Origin of the sequence: Bacillus sp. CH30_1T (genome assembly GCF_008364765.1) — a bacterium.
Taxonomy (GTDB): domain Bacteria; phylum Bacillota; class Bacilli; order Bacillales; family Bacillaceae_B; genus Rossellomorea.
This window is the reverse complement of record NZ_VTUY01000003.1, coordinates 262828-289703: the sequence shown is the minus strand read 5'-3', so window position 1 is coordinate 289703 and position 26876 is coordinate 262828. Positions and strand designations below refer to the sequence as shown.

General features: G+C 36.8%; 34 protein-coding genes and 1 tRNA gene. 8 read left to right on the top strand and 27 right to left on the bottom strand.

The features are described from left to right. Nucleotide 1: 1 nt before the first annotated feature. The 3 genes from F0342_RS06890 to F0342_RS06880 all read right to left on the bottom strand — a co-directional run bounded on the left by F0342_RS06890 (nt 2) and on the right by F0342_RS06880 (nt 1088). Nucleotides 2-376, bottom strand: coding sequence for a DUF6173 family protein (locus F0342_RS06890; protein ID WP_223145704.1), 375 nt, complete (start codon nt 374-376; stop codon nt 2-4). A gap of 75 nt (nt 377-451) precedes the next feature. After that, nucleotides 452-727 (bottom strand): hypothetical protein, encoded by a 276-nt coding sequence (locus F0342_RS06885; RefSeq protein WP_149155243.1) that lies wholly within the window; start codon nt 725-727, stop codon nt 452-454. Nucleotides 728-857: 130 nt separating this feature from the next. Beyond that, nucleotides 858-1088 (bottom strand): hypothetical protein, encoded by a 231-nt coding sequence (locus F0342_RS06880; RefSeq protein ID WP_149155242.1) that lies wholly within the window; start codon nt 1086-1088, stop codon nt 858-860. Between the two features lie 145 nt (nt 1089-1233). On the opposite strand from F0342_RS06880, the gene F0342_RS06875 reads away from it, so the two are divergent. Continuing rightward, nucleotides 1234-1515: a hypothetical protein gene (locus tag F0342_RS06875; RefSeq protein ID WP_149155241.1), complete on the top strand. Its 282-nt coding sequence runs from the start codon at nt 1234-1236 to the stop codon at nt 1513-1515. 1024 nt (nt 1516-2539) lie between these two features. On the opposite strand, the gene F0342_RS06870 is transcribed toward F0342_RS06875, so the two are convergent. The 9 genes from F0342_RS06870 to F0342_RS06835 all read right to left on the bottom strand — a co-directional run bounded on the left by F0342_RS06870 (nt 2540) and on the right by F0342_RS06835 (nt 11122). Beyond that, nucleotides 2540-2779 carry a hypothetical protein gene (locus tag F0342_RS06870; protein ID WP_149155240.1) on the bottom strand — a complete coding sequence of 80 codons (240 nt, stop codon included), beginning with the start codon at nt 2777-2779 and terminating at the stop codon, nt 2540-2542. 122 nt (nt 2780-2901) lie between these two features. Then, nucleotides 2902-3984: a BRO-N domain-containing protein gene (locus F0342_RS06865; RefSeq protein ID WP_149155239.1), complete on the bottom strand. Its 1083-nt coding sequence runs from the start codon at nt 3982-3984 to the stop codon at nt 2902-2904. Nucleotides 3985-4536: 552 nt separating this feature from the next. Further along, entirely contained in the window at nt 4537-7332 is a 2796-nt protein-coding gene (locus F0342_RS25325; protein WP_262481659.1) for a hypothetical protein, read from the bottom strand. 287 nt (nt 7333-7619) lie between these two features. Continuing rightward, a complete protein-coding gene (locus tag F0342_RS06855; RefSeq protein ID WP_149155238.1) occupies nt 7620-8756 on the bottom strand; it encodes a hypothetical protein in 1137 nt (378 codons plus the stop codon). Between the two features lie 49 nt (nt 8757-8805). Then, nucleotides 8806-8979, bottom strand: a complete 174-nt coding sequence (locus tag F0342_RS24730; RefSeq protein WP_188048438.1) for a hypothetical protein — start codon at nt 8977-8979, stop codon at nt 8806-8808. A 103-nt stretch (nt 8980-9082) separates the two neighbouring features. Continuing rightward, on the bottom strand, nt 9083-9877 hold the full coding sequence (locus tag F0342_RS06850) for a phage antirepressor (protein WP_149155237.1): 795 nt from the start codon (nt 9875-9877) through the stop codon (nt 9083-9085). A 24-nt stretch (nt 9878-9901) separates the two neighbouring features. Further along, a complete protein-coding gene (locus F0342_RS06845; protein WP_188048437.1) occupies nt 9902-10066 on the bottom strand; it encodes a helix-turn-helix domain-containing protein in 165 nt (54 codons plus the stop codon). 355 nt (nt 10067-10421) lie between these two features. Continuing rightward, the gene (locus tag F0342_RS06840; RefSeq protein ID WP_149155235.1) at nt 10422-10682 is read right to left on the bottom strand and encodes a hypothetical protein; all 261 of its coding nucleotides are present in this window, start codon (nt 10680-10682) and stop codon (nt 10422-10424) included. A gap of 251 nt (nt 10683-10933) precedes the next feature. Next, nucleotides 10934-11122 carry a helix-turn-helix domain-containing protein gene (locus F0342_RS06835; RefSeq protein ID WP_395940664.1) on the bottom strand — a complete coding sequence of 63 codons (189 nt, stop codon included), beginning with the start codon at nt 11120-11122 and terminating at the stop codon, nt 10934-10936. 164 nt (nt 11123-11286) lie between these two features. Here F0342_RS06835 and F0342_RS06830 point away from each other — a divergent pair, with 164 nt between their 5' ends. Together F0342_RS06830 and F0342_RS06825 are read left to right on the top strand one after the other, a co-directional pair. Then, a complete protein-coding gene (locus tag F0342_RS06830; protein ID WP_188048436.1) occupies nt 11287-11976 on the top strand; it encodes a helix-turn-helix domain-containing protein in 690 nt (229 codons plus the stop codon). Between the two features lie 12 nt (nt 11977-11988). Further along, the gene (locus F0342_RS06825; RefSeq protein WP_149155233.1) at nt 11989-13107 is read left to right on the top strand and encodes a tyrosine-type recombinase/integrase; all 1119 of its coding nucleotides are present in this window, start codon (nt 11989-11991) and stop codon (nt 13105-13107) included. 165 nt (nt 13108-13272) lie between these two features. Here the strand turns inward: F0342_RS06825 and F0342_RS06820 are convergent. Next, nucleotides 13273-13344: transfer RNA gene (locus tag F0342_RS06820), tRNA-Val, on the bottom strand. Nucleotides 13345-13493: 149 nt separating this feature from the next. Here F0342_RS06820 and F0342_RS06815 point away from each other — a divergent pair. Then, nucleotides 13494-13718: a WYL domain-containing protein gene (locus F0342_RS06815; RefSeq protein ID WP_149155232.1), complete on the top strand. Its 225-nt coding sequence runs from the start codon at nt 13494-13496 to the stop codon at nt 13716-13718. A gap of 56 nt (nt 13719-13774) precedes the next feature. Here the strand turns inward: F0342_RS06815 and F0342_RS06810 are convergent, their stop codons facing one another. The 4 genes from F0342_RS06810 to F0342_RS06795 form a co-directional block, all read right to left on the bottom strand. Then, entirely contained in the window at nt 13775-15760 is a 1986-nt protein-coding gene (locus F0342_RS06810; RefSeq protein WP_149155231.1) for a TRAP transporter permease, read from the bottom strand. Next, nucleotides 15747-16265: a DUF1850 domain-containing protein gene (locus tag F0342_RS06805; protein ID WP_149155230.1), complete on the bottom strand. Its 519-nt coding sequence runs from the start codon at nt 16263-16265 to the stop codon at nt 15747-15749. The genes F0342_RS06810 and F0342_RS06805 overlap by 14 nt, the downstream gene beginning before the upstream one ends. A 119-nt stretch (nt 16266-16384) precedes the next feature. Next, nucleotides 16385-17377, bottom strand: coding sequence for a TAXI family TRAP transporter solute-binding subunit (locus F0342_RS06800; protein WP_149155229.1), 993 nt, complete (start codon nt 17375-17377; stop codon nt 16385-16387). Nucleotides 17378-17695: 318 nt separating this feature from the next. Next, a complete protein-coding gene (locus tag F0342_RS06795) occupies nt 17696-18250 on the bottom strand; it encodes a phosphatidylglycerophosphatase A family protein (RefSeq protein ID WP_149155228.1) in 555 nt (184 codons plus the stop codon). Nucleotides 18251-18401: 151 nt separating this feature from the next. Here F0342_RS06795 and F0342_RS06790 point away from each other — a divergent pair, with 151 nt between their 5' ends. From F0342_RS06790 to F0342_RS06775, 4 genes are all read left to right on the top strand, one after another. Then, the gene (locus tag F0342_RS06790; RefSeq protein ID WP_149155227.1) at nt 18402-19127 is read left to right on the top strand and encodes an alpha/beta hydrolase; all 726 of its coding nucleotides are present in this window, start codon (nt 18402-18404) and stop codon (nt 19125-19127) included. A 171-nt stretch (nt 19128-19298) separates the two neighbouring features. Continuing rightward, on the top strand, nt 19299-19817 hold the full coding sequence (locus tag F0342_RS06785) for a YjcG family protein (RefSeq protein WP_149155226.1): 519 nt from the start codon (nt 19299-19301) through the stop codon (nt 19815-19817). Nucleotides 19818-19820: 3 nt separating this feature from the next. Further along, nucleotides 19821-20243, top strand: coding sequence for a GNAT family N-acetyltransferase (locus F0342_RS06780; protein ID WP_149155225.1), 423 nt, complete (start codon nt 19821-19823; stop codon nt 20241-20243). Nucleotides 20244-20373: 130 nt separating this feature from the next. Then, entirely contained in the window at nt 20374-21048 is a 675-nt protein-coding gene (locus F0342_RS06775) for a DUF421 domain-containing protein (protein ID WP_149155224.1), read from the top strand. On the opposite strand, the gene F0342_RS06770 is transcribed toward F0342_RS06775, so the two are convergent. The 10 genes from F0342_RS06770 to F0342_RS06725 all read right to left on the bottom strand — a co-directional run bounded on the left by F0342_RS06770 (nt 21045) and on the right by F0342_RS06725 (nt 26801). Then, nucleotides 21045-21941 (bottom strand): MBL fold metallo-hydrolase, encoded by an 897-nt coding sequence (locus F0342_RS06770; protein ID WP_149155223.1) that lies wholly within the window; start codon nt 21939-21941, stop codon nt 21045-21047. The genes F0342_RS06775 and F0342_RS06770 overlap by 4 nt on opposite strands. 114 nt (nt 21942-22055) lie before the next feature. Then, nucleotides 22056-22334: a hypothetical protein gene (locus F0342_RS06765; protein ID WP_149155222.1), complete on the bottom strand. Its 279-nt coding sequence runs from the start codon at nt 22332-22334 to the stop codon at nt 22056-22058. Nucleotides 22335-22550: 216 nt separating this feature from the next. Then, nucleotides 22551-22811 carry a sporulation-specific transcription regulator SpoVIF gene (gene spoVIF, locus F0342_RS06760; protein WP_113970022.1) on the bottom strand — a complete coding sequence of 87 codons (261 nt, stop codon included), beginning with the start codon at nt 22809-22811 and terminating at the stop codon, nt 22551-22553. A gap of 127 nt (nt 22812-22938) precedes the next feature. Continuing rightward, nucleotides 22939-23055 carry a YjcZ family sporulation protein gene (locus F0342_RS06755; RefSeq protein WP_082051146.1) on the bottom strand — a complete coding sequence of 39 codons (117 nt, stop codon included), beginning with the start codon at nt 23053-23055 and terminating at the stop codon, nt 22939-22941. Between the two features lie 79 nt (nt 23056-23134). Continuing rightward, a complete protein-coding gene (locus F0342_RS06750) occupies nt 23135-23827 on the bottom strand; it encodes a DUF421 domain-containing protein (RefSeq protein ID WP_149155221.1) in 693 nt (230 codons plus the stop codon). Nucleotides 23828-23842: 15 nt separating this feature from the next. Beyond that, nucleotides 23843-24199 (bottom strand): stage V sporulation protein AE, encoded by a 357-nt coding sequence (spoVAE, locus tag F0342_RS06745; protein WP_149155220.1) that lies wholly within the window; start codon nt 24197-24199, stop codon nt 23843-23845. Nucleotides 24200-24217: 18 nt separating this feature from the next. Next, the gene (gene spoVAD, locus F0342_RS06740) at nt 24218-25234 is read right to left on the bottom strand and encodes a stage V sporulation protein AD (RefSeq protein ID WP_149155219.1); all 1017 of its coding nucleotides are present in this window, start codon (nt 25232-25234) and stop codon (nt 24218-24220) included. Next, on the bottom strand, nt 25234-25704 hold the full coding sequence (spoVAC, locus tag F0342_RS06735) for a stage V sporulation protein AC (protein WP_149155218.1): 471 nt from the start codon (nt 25702-25704) through the stop codon (nt 25234-25236). The genes spoVAD and spoVAC overlap by 1 nt, the downstream gene beginning before the upstream one ends. A gap of 12 nt (nt 25705-25716) precedes the next feature. Beyond that, nucleotides 25717-26184, bottom strand: a complete 468-nt coding sequence (locus F0342_RS06730) for a sporulation protein (protein ID WP_149155217.1) — start codon at nt 26182-26184, stop codon at nt 25717-25719. A gap of 266 nt (nt 26185-26450) precedes the next feature. After that, entirely contained in the window at nt 26451-26801 is a 351-nt protein-coding gene (locus F0342_RS06725) for a DUF1360 domain-containing protein (protein WP_149155216.1), read from the bottom strand. Nucleotides 26802-26876 lie beyond the last annotated feature (75 nt).

Sequence of the window (26876 nt, the reverse complement as noted above, 5' to 3'; positions counted from 1 at the left end):
TTTATTCTTCCTGTCCTTCTTCAGAAAAACCAATTCGCTTCTTAGGTTTTTCAGGGTCTAACCTTTTTACTGCCATTAAAAGAAAACTGATCTGTGATACATGTTGTATTAATTCAATCTTATCACCTGAATCAGTCCTCCCAAAAAATTGAATTAGACTCGGGTTATAATAACCTATATCTTCGACATGGAATTGTACAGTTTGACCAAAAGATACTAATCTCATCCCAACTTCTTGAGATGGGTCTAGTCCATCATCGAATTCATTAATCATTTCAACCAGTCTACTATGGAACTCACTTGCTAAATTACTATTAACAGGTGGTTTTATTGTTGGAATATTAACCATTGGACTTTGTAACTTTGAAAAATCCATTTTATATCACCTCACCTTCCATCTATTTACATTCGACAGAAAGTGAAGTAATCCTTTTTTCCTATGTATAAATTTCTAAATACTTGTAGGATTAACTGTCATACATACTGGTTTTATTTCAAATACTTCATCACCGATAATAAATTTCGCACCATTAAAATTAATTTCTGGCATATCCGAGTTATCGTTGCACACTTCTTTTTTCCTTGGTGTAAAATGCTCAGTAGCCTCTTTGCCGTTCATTAACCAATATCCGTCATATCCAAAGTAACTGTCTTTTTCCTTCTGTTGCTCTTCCCACTCATTCATTTCATTTTCAGTATTGAACTCGACAACAAACTCATGAAACATTTGATAAAAATAGTACTTATCCTCTTTGATTTTTCTAAATTAGTAAGAACTTTCATTTTTTAATCATCTCCCTACAACAACAATAAAAAGACATTCAACTAATGGAATGTCTTTTAGTAAAATTACTTTATTAATTTTTAAGTTCTAATTTTTCCAACTTCAATTCTTTTCCATGCACTTCAATATTAAGAACATTATTAAGATTAAAAGCTTTATCATCCACCCATATCCATTGGGTATTATTTCGCAATTGAACCATAAGCTTTTCTTTTAAGTCACTTTTATATTTTATGTTACTTTCAACTACCTCAGTAGAACCATTTAAATAAAAAAGTTTTAATAAAGCATTCTTGTTTTCCACAAACAACACTCCTCATCGAATAAATTTATCCTACCTTTATCCATTCGACTTAGAGTGTTAAATTCCTGCACAAATAATCATATTATGTAATATTTTGCTATATTAATAGGAATAATGTTACAATTATAGTGAAGGAGGTGTTATTATGCATAATGATGCTCTTGTTGAAGTAAGACTTATTCATGACTTAAATGACGAAAAAGGAGAACTAATATTCTCCAAGACTAAAAAGGAACTTATTGAAGATGGATTTGCTGAAAGTGATTGGAATGGTTTCCGCCTTGGTGATTCATTTACTTTAACAAATAAAAGTAATGAAACAAAAGTTAGAGTATATAGCACTGAGTATGATATATCTGACGAAAGATCACCTCATACTTATTTAGTAATAATTGATGATGGGAAACCTATTCCGGCTAAAATTTAATAGGACAAAATATTGTCAGTCAGTCTCTTTTTTTTTGAGGCTGATTTTTCTTATTGCAGCATAAATAATTGCCAAAATTAAAAACCTCTCATTAATTTGGTGAGGTTTAATACAAAGAAAAAGACCCGCCCAAATTAATGAGTGAGTCCTAATAATATTATTCCTTTGTAGCAGACACCTGTACGACCGTCTCCAAATCACTATGGATAGACAAGTAAATATTATTTAGGTCCGTAGAGAATGGTGGAATAATCCCCTTTGAATAGTCATCTAAATATCTTTGAGACTCAAAAATAATTTGTTTCTTATTCTTGCTGATAATTTCCTTGATAGTTATGTAATATTCATCATCTTCATAATGAAATTTTTCCAGAAATATTTTCTTTATGGGAAACATCTTAATATAATGTAGTCCATGAACATAGTTACTTTTGGTTGTCTTTCTTGGAGGTAGGGAATAGTAAAGGTTCTTTGGAACATATTTAGGAATATTAGACCTGAAAGGAATAGCGAAATCCTGCTTATGTCCATTGTACTTTAATCGCAATATTATCAAATAAGGTCTTCTGTTATCCTTTTGAAGTATCTCTTTATCAAAGGAACACATACTAAAAAAACTTTTAGATACAGAGCTAAATTTCAAAAAAACTCCCCCAAATAGAAAATTCCCTCTTATTCAGAGGGAATCCCATCATACTAGTGAGTAATATTCTCTGATTTACTTTTCCGTTACTCGCGGGAAAGATCCATACTGGTGAATGATATTATAATTTTAAATCCCGTCATTCTCGGAGATTTGCCATACTTTTAGGTAATATTCTAGCCGTTACCTTCGGAAAGACGGTATTAACCGCAAATGTTTGCGGTTAATACTTCCTTAAGTTCATTATAATTACCAATTTTAATAATGTCAATAAAATAACACTTTATTGACATTATTAATTATCTTCAAGTGACTAGCCGAATTAGTCAGCTAAATTATAAAGAAAGGGTTGCAGTAAATCTAACAACCCTTGGTTATGTATTAACTATTATATCCTAAAGCATCTTCAACAAAATCTACACCATATAACGTCAGCGTCACATATCCCTTTCTATTGTCCTTGTTCTCAAGCTCAATCAAACCACTGGCTTCCAAGTATTGAAGATTAAATAAATCCAAGGCATAGTCTTCATTCTCTAACAACAATGGCTCATACATATTGTTATAATCAATTGCCTCATCATATACTCGCTTTAAAAGTTCAAATCTAGTCTGTTCCATTATGTATCTCCCCTTATTTCTTGATTTCGTATGTAATCTTATGTATATCCAGTGGCAATAATCTTGCCGATATGTAATATCGTTCAGGTCGTCGGTTTAACCTACTACTTATAAATTATGTATTAGTCCACATTCTTCAATAAGAAATAAATTTTACCCTCAGAATAATCACTTACATGCTTATTCGTCTTATTGATAATCTCCACTTCATTAATTACGTTGTCATTTTGTCCATAGTATTTGAAAATAATATCAATGGCTGATTTATGGTAATTCTGCACATCTGCATTCGCTTTATGATCATAAGCTAGGTACAACTTTACTGGTTTAGTGAAGTCAATATTCAACTCTTCCTCGCTTGGCATCAAGAAATATGGAAAATGATCACACCAGTATTTAAATGCTTTCGTCTTTACCCATTTAGTCTTTGTAATAGGCTCATACATGCTATTCTCACTGAATGGATGATATGGAAGGACATGATACTCATCAATACTAGGTGGTCTTAAAACGGTAATCTCATCAAGCAGAGCCTTATGCTCCTTACTCACTCTACGCTTATAAGCTCCATTCTCCCAATTCCTAACTTTATCAATATCCTTAGCAACTTGAACCTTTAACTCTTCAACCTTATGTATAAATGCAACGTCCTTGCCGTATGTATCTTTCTTATCTTCAAGTACACGTTCAATATGTTTAAATGCTTTGATTTTATCTTCAGCAGTATGATTCTTTATGTAATCTTTAATATCACCGTATATATTGAAGATACTGTTCTTACCGTCAATGGTTGCTTCCATTAATTGATTACGTCTTTTTTGTGGGGTTGCAAAACGAACAGCATTGTCAATCTCCTGATCAGTAGCATTTGGATCAATATACACCTTGTTTTTTCTTATTGCAGGCAGCACATCGAATGCTAACCACTTCTGAAAATTAACTGCTATTTCATTGCTCGCTTTCATTCCTAACAAATACACATATTGTTCAGGTATGAAATCATTTTTCCCAACTTCTTGAGAATAACCAAATGACTTTAGATATTCGTTTACTCTTTTCCATCTAATTGTGTCATTGCCACTTTTGGCAACGGTAGTAAAACCTAAATTTCTAGCAATATTCCCAACACTAAACTCAATACCACTAGTGTTCTCTCTGACACTCAAATCAAACAAACCATTACTAAATAACTGTACATTACTCATACTCTTCAATCTCCTTCTATATTATTTGTGGGGAGCTAATCTCACTCACTCCCCTTTATTCATCTCTGTAGAAGGTAATCCGATTGAATCGTAGCTTGCATCATCACAAGCATATATTCAGTTGTACTAGGCTTTACTGTTAGCCTTTAAGCCGATCCACTTAATGTAGAAAGGGTATGATATTAAGTTGTATGAGGATATGTGATTGCTAAGTGTTTTCCATGTAGGAACGACTCAAAATTAATCCTCCAACAACCACAAGAAAGAGAAGAAGGGAGATGAACTCCTCAATCATGTAGCTGTTGCAAAATTAATTTTAGATTGTTGTTGACTTATGCCTATAGTGGGTATAGAATATAATTAGGAATTATAATTTGGAAATTCTTATACGCAAATTTAATAATAAAAAAAGAGAAGACAAGTATTGCACTTGACGATCCATTAACATGTCTATGTCTTCTCCTTTAGTGTGCATTAACTCATATTTTAATAGACTCCAAAAACCCAATAGTATCAAGGGGTTGGGAGTCTATTGTCTTTTCCACTAAAAACTCATGACACCTTTTTACTTTGTCTCTTCTTTCGTGACCTCTCACGCTTAAGAAACTTGTTTCTTTCCTCCTGACAACCCATACACCTCACCTGTCTTTGCCTAGTTTTTTCGATTACGCACTGACAGTCTAGACATTCCACTACTCCTTTAGTATTTCTCTTTAGATTCCAGACGATGACTTTACCGAACATATCCCACAAACTATCCTTATTAGCCTTTTCATTTGAGTATAAGTACTCGACCAATACATCCGTGATAAAGATATCATCATTAATAACCCCCCTGAGTTTCTCTCTAATTTTATTATAAACGTTATATTCAACTTTCCTCATTGTCTTCCCTTGCAATCTTGACTGTTGTTTCATTTCAACAAATTTGCTCTTATTTAACTTTTCGTACATTTCGATGATTTCTTGAGCAATATCGGTAGTGATGTTAACACTTGCATTATTGAGAAGCTTTTTGTGATCATACTGCTCGACTACTTCATCAAAATGAACCCTTCTATTAGGAATGATTTCACCTAATCGATCCACAACCGAGTTACTTACCTCCTCAACTTTAGCTTTGTCCCTATCATCGGCATACCTGAAAAAATGTGGCACTTTTTTATCGGTGTACTTCTTCATTTTCTCATTCACATGGCTAGGACGGTCAGGAAACCAGAGCGATTTAGCAAAATCTATACATGCATTCGACTCATAACAAAGCCATTTTGTGACATTAATAGCTTCTTCATCAATATTGTTACTATTCCAGACTTTTGTGATCAAATTTGCATACTCACCTATATTTTTTTCGTAAGCTTTGATTAGGTTTTCATAAATATTCGGATTTGTAATTTTACCGGGCACAGTCGATGCTAACTCATAATCTAATACTCTGATACCAACCATTGCTTCCTCTGAAACCCTTACGATGGTGGGATCATTACAGATGGTCATTTCATCTCCGTCCACATCAAACATCAATAATTTACTAATTAGCGATTTTGTTGAGGTATGGATACAATTTGTAATAAACCAATCTTTGGTTTCATCATTACATTTATTACTAGCGATAGCGTGCTCCCTGTACAAATGCGGTGACCTTGTTAGATGAAGCTTCTCCTCTCCGTATAAAGCACAGGACACTTCATTTTCAGCTAATAAACCTTGAGGGTCTTCCTTACCGGCAAACAGCCATTCCATAAAAGCGTAGACGTCAGGAGCAATAAATGATCTTCTAGTTCCTGGAATTAAGATTTTTCCACCCTTAGCCCTCTTTACCATTTGTTTCTTTGTCTCCTTTATAACTTGTCGAGAGTGATGATCATTAAGCAAGTTAGGGTAAATTTCCAAGGCTTGCTGAAAGTAATTCTTATGCTGATTTGATTCAGTTACCCCCAGAACCTCAAATATCACGTCTTTATCAGTACCGAGTTTCAAGATGTCATTTTTAGTCTTGCTTGCAAGTGTCTCCAAGTCTTCTTGACTGATATTCGTCAATGTCTGAATCACCTGATATGAAAGGGTCTTATCAGTAAACTCTTCTTCATCAGGCTCATACGCAGCAATGGCCGCCTCACATTTATGTTCATTGAATGCACGTTTATAATCCAACCAGCTATCCTTTTCATTCTCTTCATTCTTGAAGTATGAATGAGCCTTGAACATTGACTTAGTGAAAATAATCTGAATGTCATCCTTTATTACATCCCACTTTTGTCCATATATATCTTTTACAATAGGACTGGCACCATCATACTCTTCAATAAACTTCGTAAACAGAGTAGGAATGAGGAGTCCTTTAAAAAATGGAAGTCGAATCTGCAGAGCTTTATTGCTTACAGTAGGTAACATGATTCCTGCTCCATCTGTATGAGGAATACCTACCCCCTTCCATACATTTGGATTGATGTCATAGTTTTTAGTTATCTCATCAACATACCCCCAAACTTTTGTCTCGAAGTCATCGACAACAATACATTTATCCAAATCAAGATCCCAAGGTATCGAACTACTCATTGTTAGAGCTGTATATGCATTGTACTTATTTGGATTCATACCACCCTTATCATTAATCTTCTTAGGGGTTAATCCAGCGTATAGAGTTGATTCAATATTCTCGTAAACATCCTTTTTGATGAAAACACTTTTCTTGTTTCGAATTCCACCAGCAGATGATGTTAGATATTGATACTCCACTCCGTCTTGATTAACAAATCCATTCTTGACTAAGCTTTCGAAGATATTGTATCTAAAGGCACGAATCATAATGATGTCAGTTGTAGTTTCATTCGGTTCGACTCCAAGTGTACGTGTGAGTGTGGATTTGAATTGAGCAACCTTATTCGAATCTTTAAGATCATCCTGCCTCAATATACGCTTACCTTTATGTTCCGCAGCTAATTTGTCCAGTTCATCCTTTATCTCACTGACTCGTTTATTGACCTTTTGAAACAGACGACTCTTTAGTTTATTGATTTCTTTCTTATTCTCAGGTGAATCCTTCAACATTATAATAAGTTCATCAGATACGTTCTGATCAAATTGTGTTTCCATGAGGAATTTAAGTGGCTTATTAATCTTCAACTTATCCATATCGACAAATGTTATAGAAGCATAATACTTATCAATGTCCTCATCTGATACTTCTTTACTGTCTTCTAGCTTTTTGATTAGTTTTTTATAAGCACTCTTTCCAATTTCCAACTGTTGTTTCTCAGAATATAATTTATGTTCGTCCTCATTAAGAAAACTCTCTGTACTCAGACTATAAATAAAAATTTGTTCACTCATTGTATTTTCGTTCATTCAACAACATCTCCCTATAAATTAAATTTGAACTAACATTATCTAAAAATCGAATCTGATTATGTGATATGTGATTAAAATTTGATGCTGATTATGTATGAAATTTAAAAACTATAGGAATCTGGGGTACATTTAATACAGAGTGCAACAATTGTATGATTAAATGTGAATTTGATTATTATTAATTCCTATATATTAAATTTCTAATATTAATAATTAACTATTTTTCATTAATCCAATCTCTATTATGTATACCCCTAATTCCTATACTTTTTGATTTTAGATAATCAGTAGGGTAATTCTTCAAGTGGAATATCAACATTTGACTCACTTCTTCCCCATACAATTCTTCGCTCATCCTCCTTTTCTTTAAGCTGTTTGAGATACTCATCTTTTGTGATTACCTTTATTTTCTCGTACGGTACAGGCTTATTACTAAATGAGAAATAGTCTCTAGTTTCGTATGTATTTGCTTTTCTATCTTCTTCCTTATATGCCACAGAGAACGCTTCCTGATTATGATAAAAGTTGATCATCTTATAACTCTTCAATAATCCTATGTACTTATTAAGGGTGCTGTCAGGCATTCCTGTTTCAATTGATAAGTTAATGATGGAAACATCGTAACCATTTTCAAATATCTGATTCTGCATCTTCAAGTAGCTCCACAGATAAAATCCTGTACACCCGATCTTCTCATTCCTCATACAGTACAGAAATACTTCAAATGGGATTAGGTGGGTGTTATCAACTTCATAGAACGTCCCTAACATTTCAATATTCCCATCTTCATCAACATTCCTGTCAAATGCTTTAACAGGATACTTCACTTTGTAATTCCTTCCCCTATTCAAAATGTTGTATGTAACGGGATCTTTAAGGTAACCATGCTCATCTTTCTCCTTGAATTCAGAGAAAGTCGTAAAGGATATTTCACCTGGCTCTAAGTCATTGATATACATTTCATAGGTATATCCATTAGAGTAATGATAATCAATGGGGTAATCTCCGGTGGTCTCTAAATATCCAATTTTCTCAAGGACACCATTTTTCTTAATTAGATAGTCCACTTCTTGAGTCTTGGCACCATAACCAAGGATCATTTTCAGATGCTCCTTCTTGATTGTTGTGCTCCCTTTCCCATATTTAGCGTACCTATAAAGCCATGTCACAAGATAAATATAGGTGTAGGCGAATGTAATGTGATTGATACTGACACCGTTACTTTTACCCCTCTTCTTTCTAAGTTGCCCTTTTACATTTATGTATTCAACTTCTTTATTATCGTTTGAGCTTGATCTAGACTCGTTAAGACCTTTGTTTAAGTCCTGAAATATCTCATTAGGCATGAATAAGGTGCTTTCATGTCTTTTCTTATCCTCATCATTAAATTGCAGTAACTCACGTAATTCCTCGTAGTCCACTATGTATAACCTCCGAATATTTTGATTGATTATGTAGTATTCCTATCCATTAATCTTGCTTGTATTTATCCAGTGCTGCTTGTAGATGTCTGTCTATAAAATAAAGCGAATACAGTCGTTTACTCTTTGGTTCCTGAGCAATATGGATAAACTGCACACCCTGAGTTCTTAAAAAATCTGATACTCGCTGACTATAACAATAAAAGAAATTGCTTCTGTCCATTCCTCTACCCTCCTTTCGATTTTCAATTAAAACCTTCGTTTTATCTGAAATGATTATGTGGTGACTCCCTAAAGAGTCACCTGATATGTATTTTATGTATCCACTACTGAGCCATCTCTTCTTTCTCTTTCATTAAACGCTCTATGATATAAACTTGACCCTTAGGTAATACTTTAGTTGTTCGAGTAATTATTTCTTTGTATGCTGTATTAACAACCCTCTGTTCCACTTCAAATAAGTTTCTGTTCATTCCGTATTGAGTTGGCTCTGTTCCGCCTTTTATAATCAGACCCCAATCCCTCAACTTCTTATATAGTTTCTTCTCGCCAATTTTAAAGCCTTCATCGTATGCGACTTTAGCTAATTGTCGAACAAGTATGCTTTGATTAGTTGCCATGCACTTCTCAGCAAATGTAACCATTGGTTTAGTTTCTTCTATGTATTTATTTCGTTCGTTAAGCTGCTTCTGCTGTTCTTCAATATTTGAGAATAAACCTTTTATCATCATCTGGTGATCTTGAGAAAGAGAACCAAAATATGTATTAACCATCATATCTGAGTTGCTAATATATCCACCTGTCTTTCTCAGCGTTTTTATAACTTGCTTGACTTCTTTTTTGAATTTTTTGGCTATTGGTTTACGACTAACCATTAATACCTCATACAATCCATCTTCAGTTAAAAACCACATTTCACGTTGTTGACCTTCTCGGAAGATTGTTCCGATTAACTTTTCATCATTTTCAACATTATTAATCATCTTATTAACAGAGGACATATCATAATCAATCCAAGAAGCCACATCCTTTGCTAAGAAAAGTGGATTTTCAAAATCACCGTAGATATTAAACTCCTTGCCCAAAACTTCCCTACTCTCAACAATTTGCAATTCTTTCATTCATTTTCCTCCCTGATTTGTTTATTAGTTTACTAATTCTTTCAATCTCTTCATCTTGCTTTGACTAAGCTGATATCTACCATTTATGTAGTTGGATATGGTTTGCTTCGAGCAATTTAATCGCTGTGCCAGCCATACTTGCTTAATCCCGTTTTGCTCGATATAGTTTTTTAACTGAATTGGTGACATATAACCACCCCCTTTCGAAAGATTTTCTTGCATTTTTAATAAACCTGTACTAAAATGTAATTAACTTAGAATAATTGTTAGTACATTCTTATACAGAAGTATTAATGAAGTTTAAAAAAATGGCTATAAATAGCCCTATTTCTGTTTGTATAACTATACATATTAGATTATATCAGGCTCACAATTTAGCGTTTGTGTTAATTGGAATTGGGTTCATTTTCCAACTATGCTATATTGTAGCGTTTTATTTGATTTTCGCAAATTAATTTTCAGTTTTTCTTAAATTAATTTATTATATAATCCCTGATCGGTACACAAATGCTTGGCGGCAGTACCCATCAGGGATTATTTTTATTTAGACTAACCCTAAAGCACTAAGTTGCTTTTGTGTTGGATTCCCTTCGATTACTTCTTCTCCATCTGAGTCAGTAGCAACCCACCCATCAGCTTCCAAACCAGCAACTTTGTAAACTGTTACACTACCATCTAAATGGCGAACCACCAATTCAGCTCCAGCGATATCATTTAGATCATTTTCAACGCTAAATTTGATATTAGTCTCATCTGACTGAGCCTCAAGTAATATCTCTGTATTATTATAAAAGTTCTTATTCATTTGACTCTCTCCCTTTTATGTAAGCACGTCCTCTGTGCTTCTTTAATTTACAAGCAATTACAATGGAATACAATGGATAAAACAAAAGTATCTAGTGTAATATTACTCATTCATTACTGGTTAATGTAACTTCGACAAATACCGACTTTTCAAACGTTCCAATTATTTTATTTTGAAAAATTGGATTGCTTTTTTATTCTTATAGGAATATTTTCAAGTTTCACTTAACTTTTATTAAATTTGATTTTTGGTTACTTACTCCCATTAAGCCATCCTAAGAATGAATTTGTTGGGATTTTAATTCTTCTCCCGATTCGGACAACATGAAACTCTCCAGAGTTAGCTAAGTTAAACGCCTGACCTCTTCCAATCCCCAAATATTCTTGGATATCCTTAACATCTAGAATTGGCTTTTCTAGTACTCCCTCGTCACTCATCATATTTTCAACCCCCTTTCTGTAACTTGTTATCCTGATTGTAGCATGTAAATTGTAGTGTGTAAATAGATATTTCGTAAAATTTATAAATTAATTTACACTTTCTATGTAAATTGTGATGTGTTAATATTATCGTATACTACATTATAGGAATTATGGAGGATATTATGAGCGAGAGTAATATAGGAAGAGACGTAAAAGAATTGAGAACTAAAAAAGGGATTGGCTCTAGAGAGTTGTCCAGGTTAATAGGTAAGGCAGAGACGTATATATCACAGCTTGAAAGAGGTCTAATCAAAACTCCTGATTATAATACTGCCTTTGAAATATTTAAGCACTTGGGGCATAGAGAAGATCAAATTGAGGATGTCTTGCTTAATTTCTATTACATCAAATCTCCTTTAAGAGTTGAAGCTGAAGAAGCATGGGAACAACAAGAAATTGAAAATGCACAAGATCCTGTATACCAAAATGCTAAATTGGATAGAGAAATTGAAGCACATGAGCAGCGATTACAACTTGGAGAATATTCAGAGGAAGAAGCTAACCGTTCAATCGATTGGCTACTTGATACAGAGACAGACTTAAATAACAAAGTAAGAGATATTGGTAATGAATTGAATTTCTTTATTGATAAGAAAATGGATGTGTTCGAGGATGTTATCAATAATTTACACACTATCGTCATGTCGATGAGTAAAAATAAAGAGGATTACGAGTTTTTCACTAAATTATTCAAACGTGATCTCTCAAAGTTCACCAACGACAGTAAGAATCAAATTGTTGAAACAATTAAAGAAGAATATAAGAAGTCATTTGAGGCTAATGGTGGATGGGGAAAACCACCTACATTCTAAGGAGGAAGGGAAATGGCAGGGTCAATTCATAAGTATCAAACTGGTAAAGGCGAAACACGCTACATGGTCATGTTGGAAGTGGGTGAAAGTGGCAAAAGAAAACAAAAGAAAAAAATGGGTTTCAAGACTAAAAAGGAAGCAAATGCATTCTTAGTTGAGTCCCAAAGTGCTATTATCAAGGGATCATTCATCGAACCTTCAAAATCATCATATAAAGAGTTCATTGTAGATTGGTTTGAAAATATAAAGAAGAAAAGCATTCCAAGAACTGCTGACACTCATCAAATACTCATTAATAAGTACATTTTAGTACATCTTGAAGACGTAACCCTTTCTAAGCTAAATAGTATGCATATAGAAACCTTCATCAATCGAATGCATGACAAAGGATATTCGCCTGCAACGATTAGGAAAGCATTCAATATAGTTAATAACTCATTGGATTACGCTGTTGATAAAGGGTTGGTTTTGAAGAATGTTGCTAAAAAAGCTACACTCCCAAAAGATGAGAAAAAAGAAATGCACATTTGGAATGAAGACCAGGTACGCACATTCCTAAAGACAATTAAGAATGAAAATTATTTTATGTTATTTTACATGGCTTTGCAGACTGGGATGAGACAAGGAGAATTGCTTGGTTTAAGATGGAAAGATGTGGACTTGGAGAATCATACTCTCTCTGTTAAGCAAGTCTTATCTCACGATGCTAAGAAGTTCTACAATGGTGCAAAAACCAACGCAGGGAATAGAACAATACAATTATCAGAAACAATTGTATCCGAACTAAAAAAGCATAGAGCGAAGACCCTTCAAGAGAAAATGTTATTGGGTAATGATTATGTTGATTATGATTTAGTAATTTGTACTCCATTAGGTACTCAACTAAACCCTCCAAACATCCGTAGGTTGTTCAATAGATTAATTAAAGAAGCAGAAGTACCTAAGATTAGATTCCACGACCTTCGTCATACACACGCCACCCTGCTTCTTTCTAAGGGGGTTAACATCAAAGTAATCTCTGAGCGTCTAGGACATGCTAATATTAAGATTACTTTAGACACTTATTCTCATGTACTACCCACAATGCAGAAAGAAGCAGTAAAAAAATTAGATGAAGTGTTTGGATTATAACTGTTACCTTGTGTAGCAGTTTTTTTTGTTACTTATCGTTACTTTTTTCGAATGTTACCTTTCCGTTACCTTTTTAAGAAAATGAAAAATCATCATAAATGAAACTATAACAAAAAAGTAGGTCAAACCCTTTAATACCAAGGCTTGACCTACTTTCTTTATGTATGACCTGTGAGGGATTCGAACCCACGACCCCTTCCCTGTCAAGGAAGTGCTCTCCCACTGAGCTAACAAGTCGAAATGAAAAGTATATATTAAATTATAGTCATGATGAGAAAAATGTCAATCATTTTTTTGTTCTATACATTTATCTTCTGGGAATTCATGTATAAAAGAACGTTCGTTCGCATATACTGTGAGTACCATTCCAGGAGAGGAGCACACAAATGAATACGGTATTACAGCGATCATTCATGGACCAACGTCCCATTGAAATCATATATATGACTCCTGAGTCCATTTGTACGAAAAGAAAAATCATCGTAAAAAAAGTCGATGGGGATATTATCCTGGCCTATTGCTTATTACGACAAGAGTTCCGCAGATTCAGACTACAAGATATTTTGGCCGCTTATCCCCTTCTCCCTTATAAGAAACGTACCATATCCTAGTTGGAAACTAAAATACGTGAGGCTGACCTAATAATGGGTCAGCCTCACGTATTTGTTTATGCTGTTGCTTTTTTTGGTGTTTTGTCTTCTCTTTTAATGAAGAATTGTAACGAGAGCATGACAGCAAATAATACTAAACCAATAATGTCAGTGCTTCCCTCTGGATAGATCAGCATTAAACCGGCTGCTACACAAAGGAAACGTTCAATCACATACACTCTTCTGTACCAATACCCGATCATCCCTGCCCCTATGGCCATCATTCCTGTGATCGCCGTAAAGACAACCCATAATAATCTCGGGATCGTTGTATCAATCATCAGCAACTCAGGTGACAAGACGAACATATACGGAATAATAAAGGCGGCAATCGCTAATTTAGCAGAATTGACCCCGGTCCGTATCGGCTCTCCTCCTGACACCCCGGCGGCGGCAAATGCTGCAAGAGCCACTGGTGGCGTGATATCTGCAATGATACCAAAGTAAAAGACAAATAAGTGAGCCGCTAACTCAGGTGCACCTAACAGGATGATCGCAGGTGCCGCGATTGTGGACGTGATTACGTAGTTGGCCGTTGTCGGTGATCCCATACCTAATACAATCGATGCAATCATCGTAAATACCAGGGTCAGGATTAATTTACCTTCTGATGAATTTGTTAGATCAGCAGCAAGATCAACTAAACCATTCGCAAGTGTCAGCCCTAATCCCGTTTTCGTCACTACGCCGACAATCATCCCTGCAGCCGCAGTTGCAACAGCTACGGAAAGCGCAGTACGTGCACCGTCTACGAGTGCGTCGACTGCATCTTTAAAGCCAATCCTTGTCTCTTTTCGAATCGCGCTAATGACGATCGTAGCAACAATTGACCAAAGTGCTGCACGCATAACACTCATACCGCTGACTAATAAAATAATGACCGTAAGAATCGGCATTAATAAGTAAATTTTCTTTAAAACTTCTTTACGATTAGGCATTTCTTCGTCTGAAAGACCACGAAGACCGATTCGCTTCGCTTCAAAATGAGTCATAATCCAAATCCCTGTAAAATACAAAAGCGCAGGGATTGTGGCAGCCTTTGCGATATCCCAGTATGAAATTCCACCGATGAATTCAACCATTAAAAATGCTGCAGCTCCCATGATTGGCGGCATTAACTGACCACCCGTTGAAGCTGCTGCCTCTACTCCACCTGCAAACTCTTTACGATAGCCTAGCTTTTTCATCATTGGAATCGTAAAGGAACCAGATGTTACAACGTTCGCAACGGAACTCCCACTGATCGTTCCTTGCAGGGCACTCGAGAAGATTGCAACCTTAGCAGGACCACCAGTGCGTTTACCGGCAATGGCCACAGCTAAATCATTGAAATATTGCCCTACGCCTGTTTTAACGAGGAAGGCCCCGAATAATAAGAATAGGAAGATGAAGGTTGCTGAAACATATAATGGCGTACCAAGAATCCCTTCACTTGTAAAGAACATCGTCTTAACGATATCGTCCCAATCATATCCCCTATGCGCAAGGAATCCAGGCATCAACCTTCCATAATACATATAGAGAATGAAAGTAGAGGCGATAATCGTGATGGGTAAACCGACTGCACGACGGGTTGCCTCCAATACTAAGATCATCGCAGCAAAACCGACATAAAAATCAAGTGATGTCATTATGCCTACTCTGCTGACAATATCATCTTGCATAATCGGCCAGTATGCACCAATTCCTACAGATATGACAGAGAGAACGACGTCATACCACGCCACTTTATCTTTTCGCAGGTTCTTTTTCCTGGCAGGAAAAAGAAGAAAGACAAGTGACAAAGCAAACCCTAAATGAATGGATAATAATAATTGTCTTGGGATAAATTGAAAGATCGATGCGACTAATTGAAATAATGAGAATGCTAAAAGACCATAGAAAATCACCCATTTAAACAGTCCATGGTGCAGCTTTCTCGTTGATGATTCAGGATCATATTTTTCTAATAATTCTTGTTGTTGTTCGGATGTTAATGATTCGAATTCTTTATCTTTTTCCAACAACGGTCACTCCTTTCCACTGATCATATAGTGTTTGTTTCTTCAATTGCATTCTGACGACAGACCCTTTATCGAAATAGTCCGCCAAAGGATAGACTTTCCCATCCAATACTAGGCGATGATTGGCTGCGACTTGTCCAATACGAATATCAATGTACGGAAACACTTTATTCATATTTGAAATTAAGTATTTGCCTTCTTCTGTCCTCTCGAAGGTTTCATTTCCTTCTGCGTTCGCAGGCATACCAATTGCAGTATCCTCATAAAGCAGCTTTGTCTGTTGAATGTGGTTAGTAGATTGGCGATAAAACTCTTCTACTTCTGAGAGATGAATAGAATGAGTGTAACGAACCGAAAATGTATGATCATCAGGAAGTCTGAAAAGGACAGGATCACCTTCAGTACTCCTCGATTCGATTACCAGGTATGTTTGAAAAGGAATAAAGATGATGAATAAAAGAACAAGAATAATGAGAATTGTTCCTATGAATGAAATTTTCTTCATAACAAAGTCCCCACCATTCCATTTATTACTGCTGTACTTAACATTTTTTAGCCTATACCAAAACAAAAGAATAGACCGTTTTACGCGGCCTATCCCTTCGTCCCTCTGCTGGTGTGGATCTATTCCATTGAAACGCCTTTTTCATCAAAGTATTTCTTCGCACCAGGATGTAATTCAATCCCCATACCCTTTAGTCCATCTTCAGCCTTGATTAACTCACCTTTGGCATGAGTGATTGCATCTGTATTTTCAAAAATGGCTTTTGTCACATCATAGATTACATCTTCGGAAATATCAGCATTTGTTACTAACATTGCACGAACCGCAACGGTTGTAACTGCCTCATCGACTTTACTGTACGTCCCTGAAGGAATTTCATCCTCAGAGTAGTATGGATATTTCTCGATCAACTCACTGATTTTACCGGATTCAACCGGTACGATTGTGATATCTTCCGTTGCGGCCAAACCTTCAACCGCTCCTGTTGGAGTACCTGAAGTAATGAACGCCGCATCGATTGTACCATCCTGGATACCAGTAGTTGAATCATCAAATGATAGATTGCGAGCTTCTAAATCTTCTAACGCAATTCCGTGAACCTCAAGGATTTGTTTCGCGTTCAGTAATGTTCCAGAGCCGGCTTCACCGACAGAAACAACTTTACCTTTCAGATCTTCAACGGACTTGATACCTGAATCCTTTGTAGTAACGATTTGAATCGTTTCAGGATATAGAGTGGCAATTCCTCTTGCATTTTCTACTTTATTATCGCTGAACATTTCAGTTCCTTCCGATGCATAAGATGCGATATCGGTTTGTGTAAAAGCGATTTCAGTTTTACTGTCTTTAATGGCAGCCATATTTTCAGCCGATGCCCCTGAAGTAGATGCCGAGGATTTGATTCCTGTTTCATCTTCAATGATCTTAGCGAATGTTCCGCCTAACGGGTAATATGTACCCCCGGTTCCACCTGTAGCAATCCCAATGAAGTCAACCTCTTTGTTATCTTCACCCTCAGATGATCCTCCGCCTGATCCTCCGCCACATGCAGCAAGAATGACAGATAGAACTAGAAGTAGTGCAGTGCTTAGATAAAAACTGCGTTTTTTCATATTCTAATTCCCCCCCTATTAAATTTCTACTTTACCGAAATAATTGTAACACAGCCTGTAACAATCTTGTCAAATCAAATACATAAAATTTTAACAATTTTTATAAAAAACCTATTTTAAATCCATTTCACTCTGACTGAAATCTGTTGTACGGCTTGTTCTTGTAAGGCCAATTATTTTACAAATGTATACATAATGTATAAAGCGGTTACAATTCTCCGGTCAATTTTTTCTCCCCTACGCATGTTTGTCCACAGTAAAAAGACTGAAGAGGAACTATTCCTCTTCAGTCCATCTGTTATATATCAGGCAATGGATCTATCCTATCAATTCCTCATCCTCAAATTTCATCTTATCTTCTTCTGAAATATTTTCTTCACGGTCCCGTAGGCTATGTGCAATTCTCGAAGAAGCATTTGCCGCAATACTTGCCACGATATCATCTAAAAAGGTATGGACACCCTTCCCGTTCTTCGTATCGAGGTCACGGATGATACCAATTTTATTTTTGTCAAGATGGCCAAAAGTGGTAACAGCGATGCTTCCATATCCTAATGCTGCACCTAAAGCAATGGTCTCATCTACTCCAAACAACCCTTCATCTGATTCAACAATTGATTGAAGTGGTTCGGAAAGCATCTTCTCTTCAGCAAGTTGATCCAGTTCTACCCCTACAAGAATCGCATGCTGAATCTCTCTTTTTAACAACACTTTCTTCACACTCTCGATACAATCCTCCATATTTAACACATGATTATATGGATACTGCATTTCATAGACGATTTCAGCGATATCTTCTATTGATACGCCTCTCTCTTTCAGCCTCTGTAATGCAGCTTTCGTTACATCCCTTGAATGTACAGGTTTATTCATTGAGATACCCCTTTCTGGACAGTTCCTAAACTTACATGAATTATACCATTCTTTTGAATTTTCGTATTGCAATCCGCTTTAGGGAATTATCGAGGAGAATATGATACAATCTTTCTGTAAACGTTAACACTGATTATAGGAGGCTATCGTCATGACAACCGCAAGAGGAACTGTAACCGAATTAAACCTCTTTAGTAAAGAACTGAATGAAGAGATTAAGATGCTCGTATACCTGCCAGCTACTTTTTCTCCCCTCTATAAATATTCTCTACTGATCACCCAGGATGGTAAGGACTATTTCCAGCTGGGAAGAATACCACGCCTGGCTGATGAACTTCTCGAAAATAGGGAAATAGAAAACATGATTATCGTGGGAGTCCCATATAAAGATGTTGAGGACCGGAGAAAAAAATACCATCCACATGGTGAAGAAAATGATGCTTACATTCGCTTTTTAGCACATGAATTGGTCCCGTATCTGGACGAGCATTACCCAACTTATCATATGGGAATGGGACGTGCCCTGATTGGTGATTCATTAGGAGCGACAGTCTCATTGATGACTGCATTAAAATACCCAAATACATTTGGCAAAGTTCTCCTGCAGTCACCTTTCGTTAACGAGAAAGTGTTGGAAGCCGCAGAAAACTTCTCACAACCTCCATTGTTAAGCATTTACCATATCATTGGGAAACTGGAAACAGAGGTGAAAACGACGGACGGCAAAGTAAAAGACTTCTTAAAGCCAAACCGTAAGCTTCACGAGACATTCGATCAAAAAGGATTCTCTTCCTTTTACGATGAGTTCGACGGAGATCATACGTGGAAGCATTGGCAACCGGATTTGAGACGTGCTTTGAAGATGATGTTTAACTAAACCCACAACAGGCAAGGGACCACCCTTGCCTCTCATTAAATGAATGCAGGGAGTGGCTGGCATCACTTTGATAAAAGAAGATCCTATCCGTTCGCCCTATATTAAATTTTTGAAAAATTTGCTATACTATACATAATACAAAGATAGTTAAATAGAGGAGGATTGAAGAAAATGAATTATGGTATAGTCATTTTCCCATCGAAAAAACTGCAAGATATCGCAAACTCTTATAGGAAACGTTATGATCCTCATTATGCGTTGGTTCCACCACATTTGACATTAAAGAATGTCTTTAGTGCAGATGATGATCAAATCAAAGATATAGCTAATAAATTAAATGTTATTTCAAAGAAATACGATCCCTTCAATTTAAAAGTGTACAAAGTAAGTTCTTTTCAGCCTGTGAACAATGTAATCTATTTCAAGGTGAACTCCACTCCTGAACTGCAAGGGTTACACGATGACATGCATAGTCAAAACTTCATGGGAGACGAGCCGGAATTCGCTTTCGTTCCTCACATCACTGTCGCCCAAAAGCTTTCGAATGATGAACACTCGGATATTTTCGGATCACTGCGTATGCTTGGAATCAATCATGAAGAAACCATTGACCGATTCCACTTGTTGTATCAATTAGAAAACGGCTCTTGGACAGTTTATGAAACCTTCCGTTTAGGAAAGGAAGAGTAAGAGTTGAAGGTCGAAGTTGCAAAAACAGAAAATCAGATCCAAGAGGTATTCAAAATTAGAAAGACAGTGTTTGTGGAAGAGCAAAAGGTGCCACTTGAAGAAGAGATTGATGAGTTCGAAAACGAGGCCACTCATTTTGTCCTTTATGACCAAACAGTCGCTGTAGGTGCAGGCCGTTTCCGTATTCTTGATGGAATTGGCAAAGTTGAAAGAATATGTGTTTTAGAATCCGTCAGGGGTAAAGGAGCCGGTCGTGAAATCATGCTTGCGATTGAAGAGCATGCGAAGCAACAGCCCTTATCTCAATTAAAATTAAATGCACAGACATATGCAATCCCTTTTTATGAAGGCTTAGGATACAAAGTTACATCTGATGAATTTCTGGACGCAGGAATCCCTCATAAAACAATGAAAAAGGATATTTAAAAGGAACAAGTAATTAAGCAGAACCGCTTAGTTACTTGTTCCTTTTTTTGCTTCAGGCAATTCATATTAAGAAGTATATTACAATATCAACTCGTCGATAATGGGAATGTGTATGGGAAGGGGGATCCTTATGGGAATCACATCGATTGCCATCGAATTAATCGTAGGATATTTTGCCTTATTGATTCTTACGAAAATACTTGGTAAAACTCAAATCACTCAAATATCTGCCTTTGATTTCATTTCAGCGTTAATTCTTGGTGAACTTGTAGGGAACTCCCTGTATGATGATAAGATCACTGTGATCCCGATCCTTGCTGCCATTTTTATCTGGGGGAGTTTGATCTTTTTTACAGAGTATTTCACCCAGAAATCCCGTCGGTTTCGTCATATATTGGAAGGTACACCTGCCTTAATCATTAATAAAGGGAAGATCAACTTCGATGAGCTGAAGAAAAATCACTTAGATCTGAATCAACTGCAGCATCTACTTCGAGCAAAAGATATTTTCTCAGTAAGGGAATGTGAATATGCCCTTTTAGAGTCTGACGGTACGCTGAGTGTGATTAGAAAACCGCTTTATGAAATCGTACAGCGTCAAGACCTTAATATACCGGCAAAAAATGCTTCCCTCCCACTTTCTTTAATTGTGGATGGAGAAATCGTATACGATAATTTAAAGCTGGCCGAACAAAGGGAGGATTGGCTTTTAAGTGAAATAAAAAAACAAGGCTTCCTCTCCTCCAAGGACGTTATGTATGCTGAATGGGAAGAAGGAGAAAGCCTTTTAGTACAAGGTTATTAATGAGGCTTAATGATGAGTTCATTATTTCTAATGGTGAACGATAGGAGTTTCTTTCGTTCTAGACTGGTAAGATAAGCTGTTACCGATGTTCTGAACAAAAGCCATTGCCCCACAGTTGATACAACTATTTTATGTAGATCCAAATACTCTTTCATGAGCTCTTCAAATGAAAAGCCACTTGCTTTTTCATTAACTAGTGTCAGGAGAGCTTTCATTCGTTCCATATGAAGATCAATATTTTCCTGAACTGTTTTAACAAAGTTTTCTTCATAGTGCCCGTGGCCTGGAATCGCTCCTTTGCATGGTATGTGAAGAAGTTTTTCCAATGAATCCAGCGTTTGGTCCGCATCAATAATAAACGGAATTACATGTTTTTCCAATGCATCCCCGCCAAAATAACTGTCCGCTGCATATAAAACATCATCAACAAGCATGCCTACCTGACCATAAGAATGACCCGGTAAGTCAATTACTTCAAATGTAAATGGTCCAATGCTATTTTCACCAATTTTCAACTCATCATCAATGACCACTGATTGTCCTTCAAGAAACTTATTTCTCAAGTCATTTATTGGATTAGCTCCATTGAATAGATAAATCGGTTCAAGGATCGAATTCTCCATAATCGCTTTTTCAAGTTTTGGAGCATACAATGGAGTCCCTTGTCTTTTCTTCAAGTAGTGAGCTCCTCCAAAATGATCGGCGTGGGCATGGGTGATGACACAATAATGTAACGGCAGCCCTTCATTGGATAAGATTTTCATCACTTTCTTCATGGAAGAATCATCCAAACCGCTGTCAATAAGAAGTCCCTTTCCTTCTTTAATGCAGTAGCCGACGGTAACGCTACCTGTAAAAGCATAACAATGCTCGGCAATGTTTTGTAGTTTCAAGTTATTACCTCCAAATATATCCCGGGCCAGATATCATCACTTAATTAAAAAATCCCAAAAGGTTCGCTCCTTTTGGGATTTTTCAAAGTGCCTAAAAAAGTCCCTCAAACTTCTTTATACATATTCGTTAAAGTGCTTTCCTTTTCCTGTTAACTTGGCTAATAAAGTTGTTGGAATGGATGGTTTAGTGAGTGCCTGGTATGAAGTCTTTCGTTGATTTGATTGAAGAACATGATAAGATGATTCTGTTTCTTCATTATGTGCTTGAGTTTTATTTTTCATGGGCTTTACAGGTTGGACGGGGAGAAAGGTAAACGGATGTTTTCCGACTTTTAATTCTCGTTCCTGATACTGTTTATACTGATGGTGAGGAATTGGAGCAATGTATCCCATTTTCATTACCTCCTTGGTATTAGCTACCCATATAGGGTTGAACATTAAACTTTATCTAGGATTTATCGAATACATGGTCTATGCTGAAATATGTATCATGCCGGATGAATTATCTTACTACTCTTACACCCTATTCAAAAAATAAATGGAGAATTAACATAAAATACGTGTTGGCACGCACCTTTATGTCCATTCTCCTTCATTTATTTATAACTTTTATTTCTTCCCCTTGTTTAACATGTTGGAGATGGTTCCAAAGTCTAATTGCTTTCCATCATTTACAATCGACTGTACAATCTTATTTTCCATTTCCTTGTTTACGGGCTTATTGGCAATTTTAGATACGCGTTTAATGACACTTCTAACGGTTGCTTCATCTTTGAAGTTTGCATTTTGTAATGAGTTCGCAAGCTCTAACACTTCGTTCATGTTTACGCCTGTCTTCTTCTCTAAATTCTTAAAAAAGTTATTATTCATTTCCTTCACGCCTCCTTTTAACTATAAGCATCATATGTAAAAAAACCAGGAGCGTGATTATGAATTTCCCAAATAAAACAAAAAGACAAAATCTCTCAAATGAGGATTCTGCCTTTTGTACCCCTTTCTAACAGAAGCTTGCTCCAACGATAATCAAGAGAATGAAAAGCACAACGATCAATACAAATGTTGAGCCATAACCGCCGCCGCCATATCCACAGCCACCGTATCCATATCCATACATATAATTTCACCTCTCTTTTACCTTTAGTCTCTTATAACATATGTATAGAGAGAACAATACGTATGGGCTTTTGGAGAATTTATTGTGTGTTTGTCCAATTGTACAGGTCGAAGGTCAGGTTTCCTTCAGTGTCCAGTTGGGCAAGGAAAATTGATTCAACCTGCAATTGCCTTTTGGCTAGCTCTTTTTGTAACCAGGGCAGGGGAAAACCTACTTCTCGCAGAGCCTCTTCATCTATTTCCCCATCTGAAATGACTGCTTGTGGAGGAGTAGACTTTTGTGAGATATTAAATACATCTTCTCGAACAAGCGGCCTTTTTTCTCTTTTGAGCAAAACACTTAGATCTCCGTTGGTATCCAATGACGCAAACTCCACATCTGCAGCTCTGAAAACGTCTTTCTTTCTCAATTGTTCCAGCAGTTCATCAACGGAATACTGTTCTTTCTTTAAAGCCTTCTCATCAATATTTCCATCCTTTATGAAAACAGCCGGCTTTCCCTCAGCAAATCGTCTAAATCGAACGCTCTTAAGAGAAAGAAATGAGAAAATGAGTGGAAAGGAAAACCATAAAAAGATGCTCATCAGCCCTTCACTTAAAGGAAGGCCAAGATCCATGGAAAGTGTGCCTGCAATGCTCCCAACCGTGATTCCTGTAATGTACTCAAAAAATGACAATTTAGATAACTGTTTCTTCCCAAGTAACTTGGTTATTGCAAATAAGGAAAGTAAGATAAATATACTGCGTAACGCCACCTCTAAGTATTCAGGCATCGTTTTTCACCTCTATCATCCTTTTGGTTTGAAAAGGAGTGCCCCAATGACACCGAATATAATTGCTGACGAAATCCCTGAACTTGTCACTTCAAACATCCCCGTAAGGACTCCCACTATCCCATGCTCCTGTGATTCCTGCATGGCACCATTGACAAGGGCGTTACCAAAACTTGTTATAGGAATGGTCGCTCCTGCACCGGCAAAATCAATGAGCGGCTCGTACAATCCAAATCCTGAAAAAACTGCCCCCGCCACAACCAGTAAACTTAGTGTATGAGCCGGGGTTAATTTAGCAACATCAAACATTAATTGACCAATCACACAAATGATCCCGCCTATGGTAAAAGCCCAAAAAAACATTGCTAACACTTCGTTTCCTCCTTTCTATTACATATATTCGATTGAAACCGCATGTGCAATACAGGGGATCGTTTCCCCTTGTTGAAATGTAAGGGGAGATAACAGCGCACCCGTCGCCACGACTAAGATTCGTTTATATGTTCCTTTTTTCATTTCATTTAGAAGGTGACCGTACAGTACTGTAGCTGAACAACCTGGACCGCTTGCTCCTGATTGAACAGGCTGATTTTCTCCATAAATCAGCAATCCACAATCTTTGAACTGATGATCCGAGAAGTTGCACCCCTTTTCTTTCAGCATTTCAATAGCTGTCTGCCTGCCGATCTTAGCCAGATCACCTGTTATGATCAAATCGTAGTATGAAGGATCTCTCCCCAGATCTTGAAAATGACCTGCAATCGTATCAGCTGCAGCTGGTGCCATGGCTCCTCCCATGTTAAAAGGATCTTTCAATCCCATATCCATCACCTTGCCGATGGTTGCAGAGGTAACTCTCGGTGTAGGGGTTGTAACAGACTTTCCCTCTCCAATTACTGCATAACCTGCACCTGTTACAGTCCACTGAGCTGTTGGAGGCTTTTGACCACCATATTCAGTCGGGTACCGGAATTGTCTCTCAGTTGCGGCATTATGGCTGGATGCCCCTGTCACCACATGTTGAGCTCCATGATAATTGACCAGGAATGCAGATAACGCCAAACCCTCCATCGATGTTGAGCATGCTCCGAATAATCCGAAGTATGGGATTCCATTGGTCCTGGCAGCAAAGCTTGAAGGGGTAATTTGATTAATTAGATCACCCGTTAAGAAAAACTGTACATCGCTTTTTTGAAGAGACTGTTTTTCCAACGCAATCTGAACCGCATCTTCTATGAGAGTCCGATTGGCTTTTTCATATGTGTCCTGTCCCAGCCACAGGTCATCGTAAAACTGATCAAAGTCGGAAGCTAAGTTCCCTTTTTTTTCAAACGGACCGCCAACGACACCGGTAGACAGGATGGCTGGATAAGTAGGAAATACCCATGACCTTGAACCCTTAAGCATTAAATCACCCCCAATTGAATTAAGATTGTCTTGATTAATGCAACGATAAATGCTGAAAACACTCCGAATACAATTACAGAACCTGCCAGCTTGAATATATTACCGCCAACTCCCAAAACATACCCTTCCGTTTTATGCTCAATGGCTGCCGCAATGACGGAGTTACCAAATCCTGTTACTGGGACTGCACTACCTGCTCCTGCAAACTGACCGATATGATCATACACGCCAAACCCCGTCAGAAGCATTGATATAAATACCATAGTGGCAACAGTTGGATTTCCTGCAGTTTGCTCAGTGAAATTAAAGAAATAAATAAATATATACGTAATGCCCTGACCGACTAAGCAGAAGAATCCTCCCACAAAGAAAGCCTTTAGTACATTTTTAAGTAGTGGCCTCTTTGTTTCATATTGTTTCTCCAACTGTTCGTATTTTTTCTGTTCGGGCGTTTTTGGTGATTTCCCCACAAAACATTCCTCCTACGTCTTTTCCTTTTGAAGCTTCACAATATCCTGGAACTTCTTTTCCGCATCTTTTTTTGAAATCGAACCCCTCTTAAGCTTTTCCTTTAAACGGATGGTTTCAAGAAATATCTTGTAATCACTGGACAATATAAAGTCTTCATCCGGATATTTCTCTTCTAAATAATCATCCATCTTTTTTTCGATCTTTTTCATATGGAATCTTTGCAGGTGCTTCACTTTATATACCACGAGCGTTTCTTCTTTTCCTTGAATGACCGCTACGTCATAAAGCTCTTTCATTTTCGATATTTCCCTCTTAATGGCATGTCCATAGCTGTCTGTTTCAGGATTGTCCACTAACTCAATAGGGGGCGGATCCGTTTTCTTCATAAGCGCAATCTTGCTGTCGTTTCCATCTTCCTTATTGGCGCAACCTATTAAGACAAGTAGCGTAAGTGGAACAATGATTCGTTTTTTGTTCATGACATATCCCTCTTTTATTTGTACTCATGTTTTATTTTTTTCTTAAAGTGAGATTTTATGAAAAAAAAAAACTGCCCATTTTTGAGCAGCCTATCTTTTCTTCACTTTTGATCCACAACCGCAGCCTTTTTTCTTAATGGGAGAATTTGTTGGTTTCTTGGTATTTGCAGTAGTAATCTTCATAATGATCGCCCTCCTTTTACCATTGCCCTACGACCATTATATGTGCGATAGTGCAAGCTTGTTTCCACTAATTACCTAATGAGCTACTCTCTTATCCAACTTTGGACAGCTGCCTCTAATATGGAAGCGACTCCAGCAACTGCCAATACTGTAATAATCGGGATGAAAAATTGTGGAAAAAAAATATTTCCTGCATATAGGAATACAGTAACCCAGATACCTGTACACCAATAACATGATAATAACTCCCCTATAAACCCTTTTATTCCACCTTTTTTGGGTAAAAGGAAGATTTCTTCCACCCCATCTTCTGACATTTCAGATACTTCATCAAAATAAGGAGTCCTTAAGAATTCCGTTATTTTATCAAATACGATGAGGTGAGTCAGTCTAAACACAGCAATACCCAATATAATAATGTCAAGTAACTCCATATTCCCACTCCTTATATAAACTATATCCCGCCCAATTTAGTCAAAAGGGGCATTTGTCCGTTACCCAATTTCCTC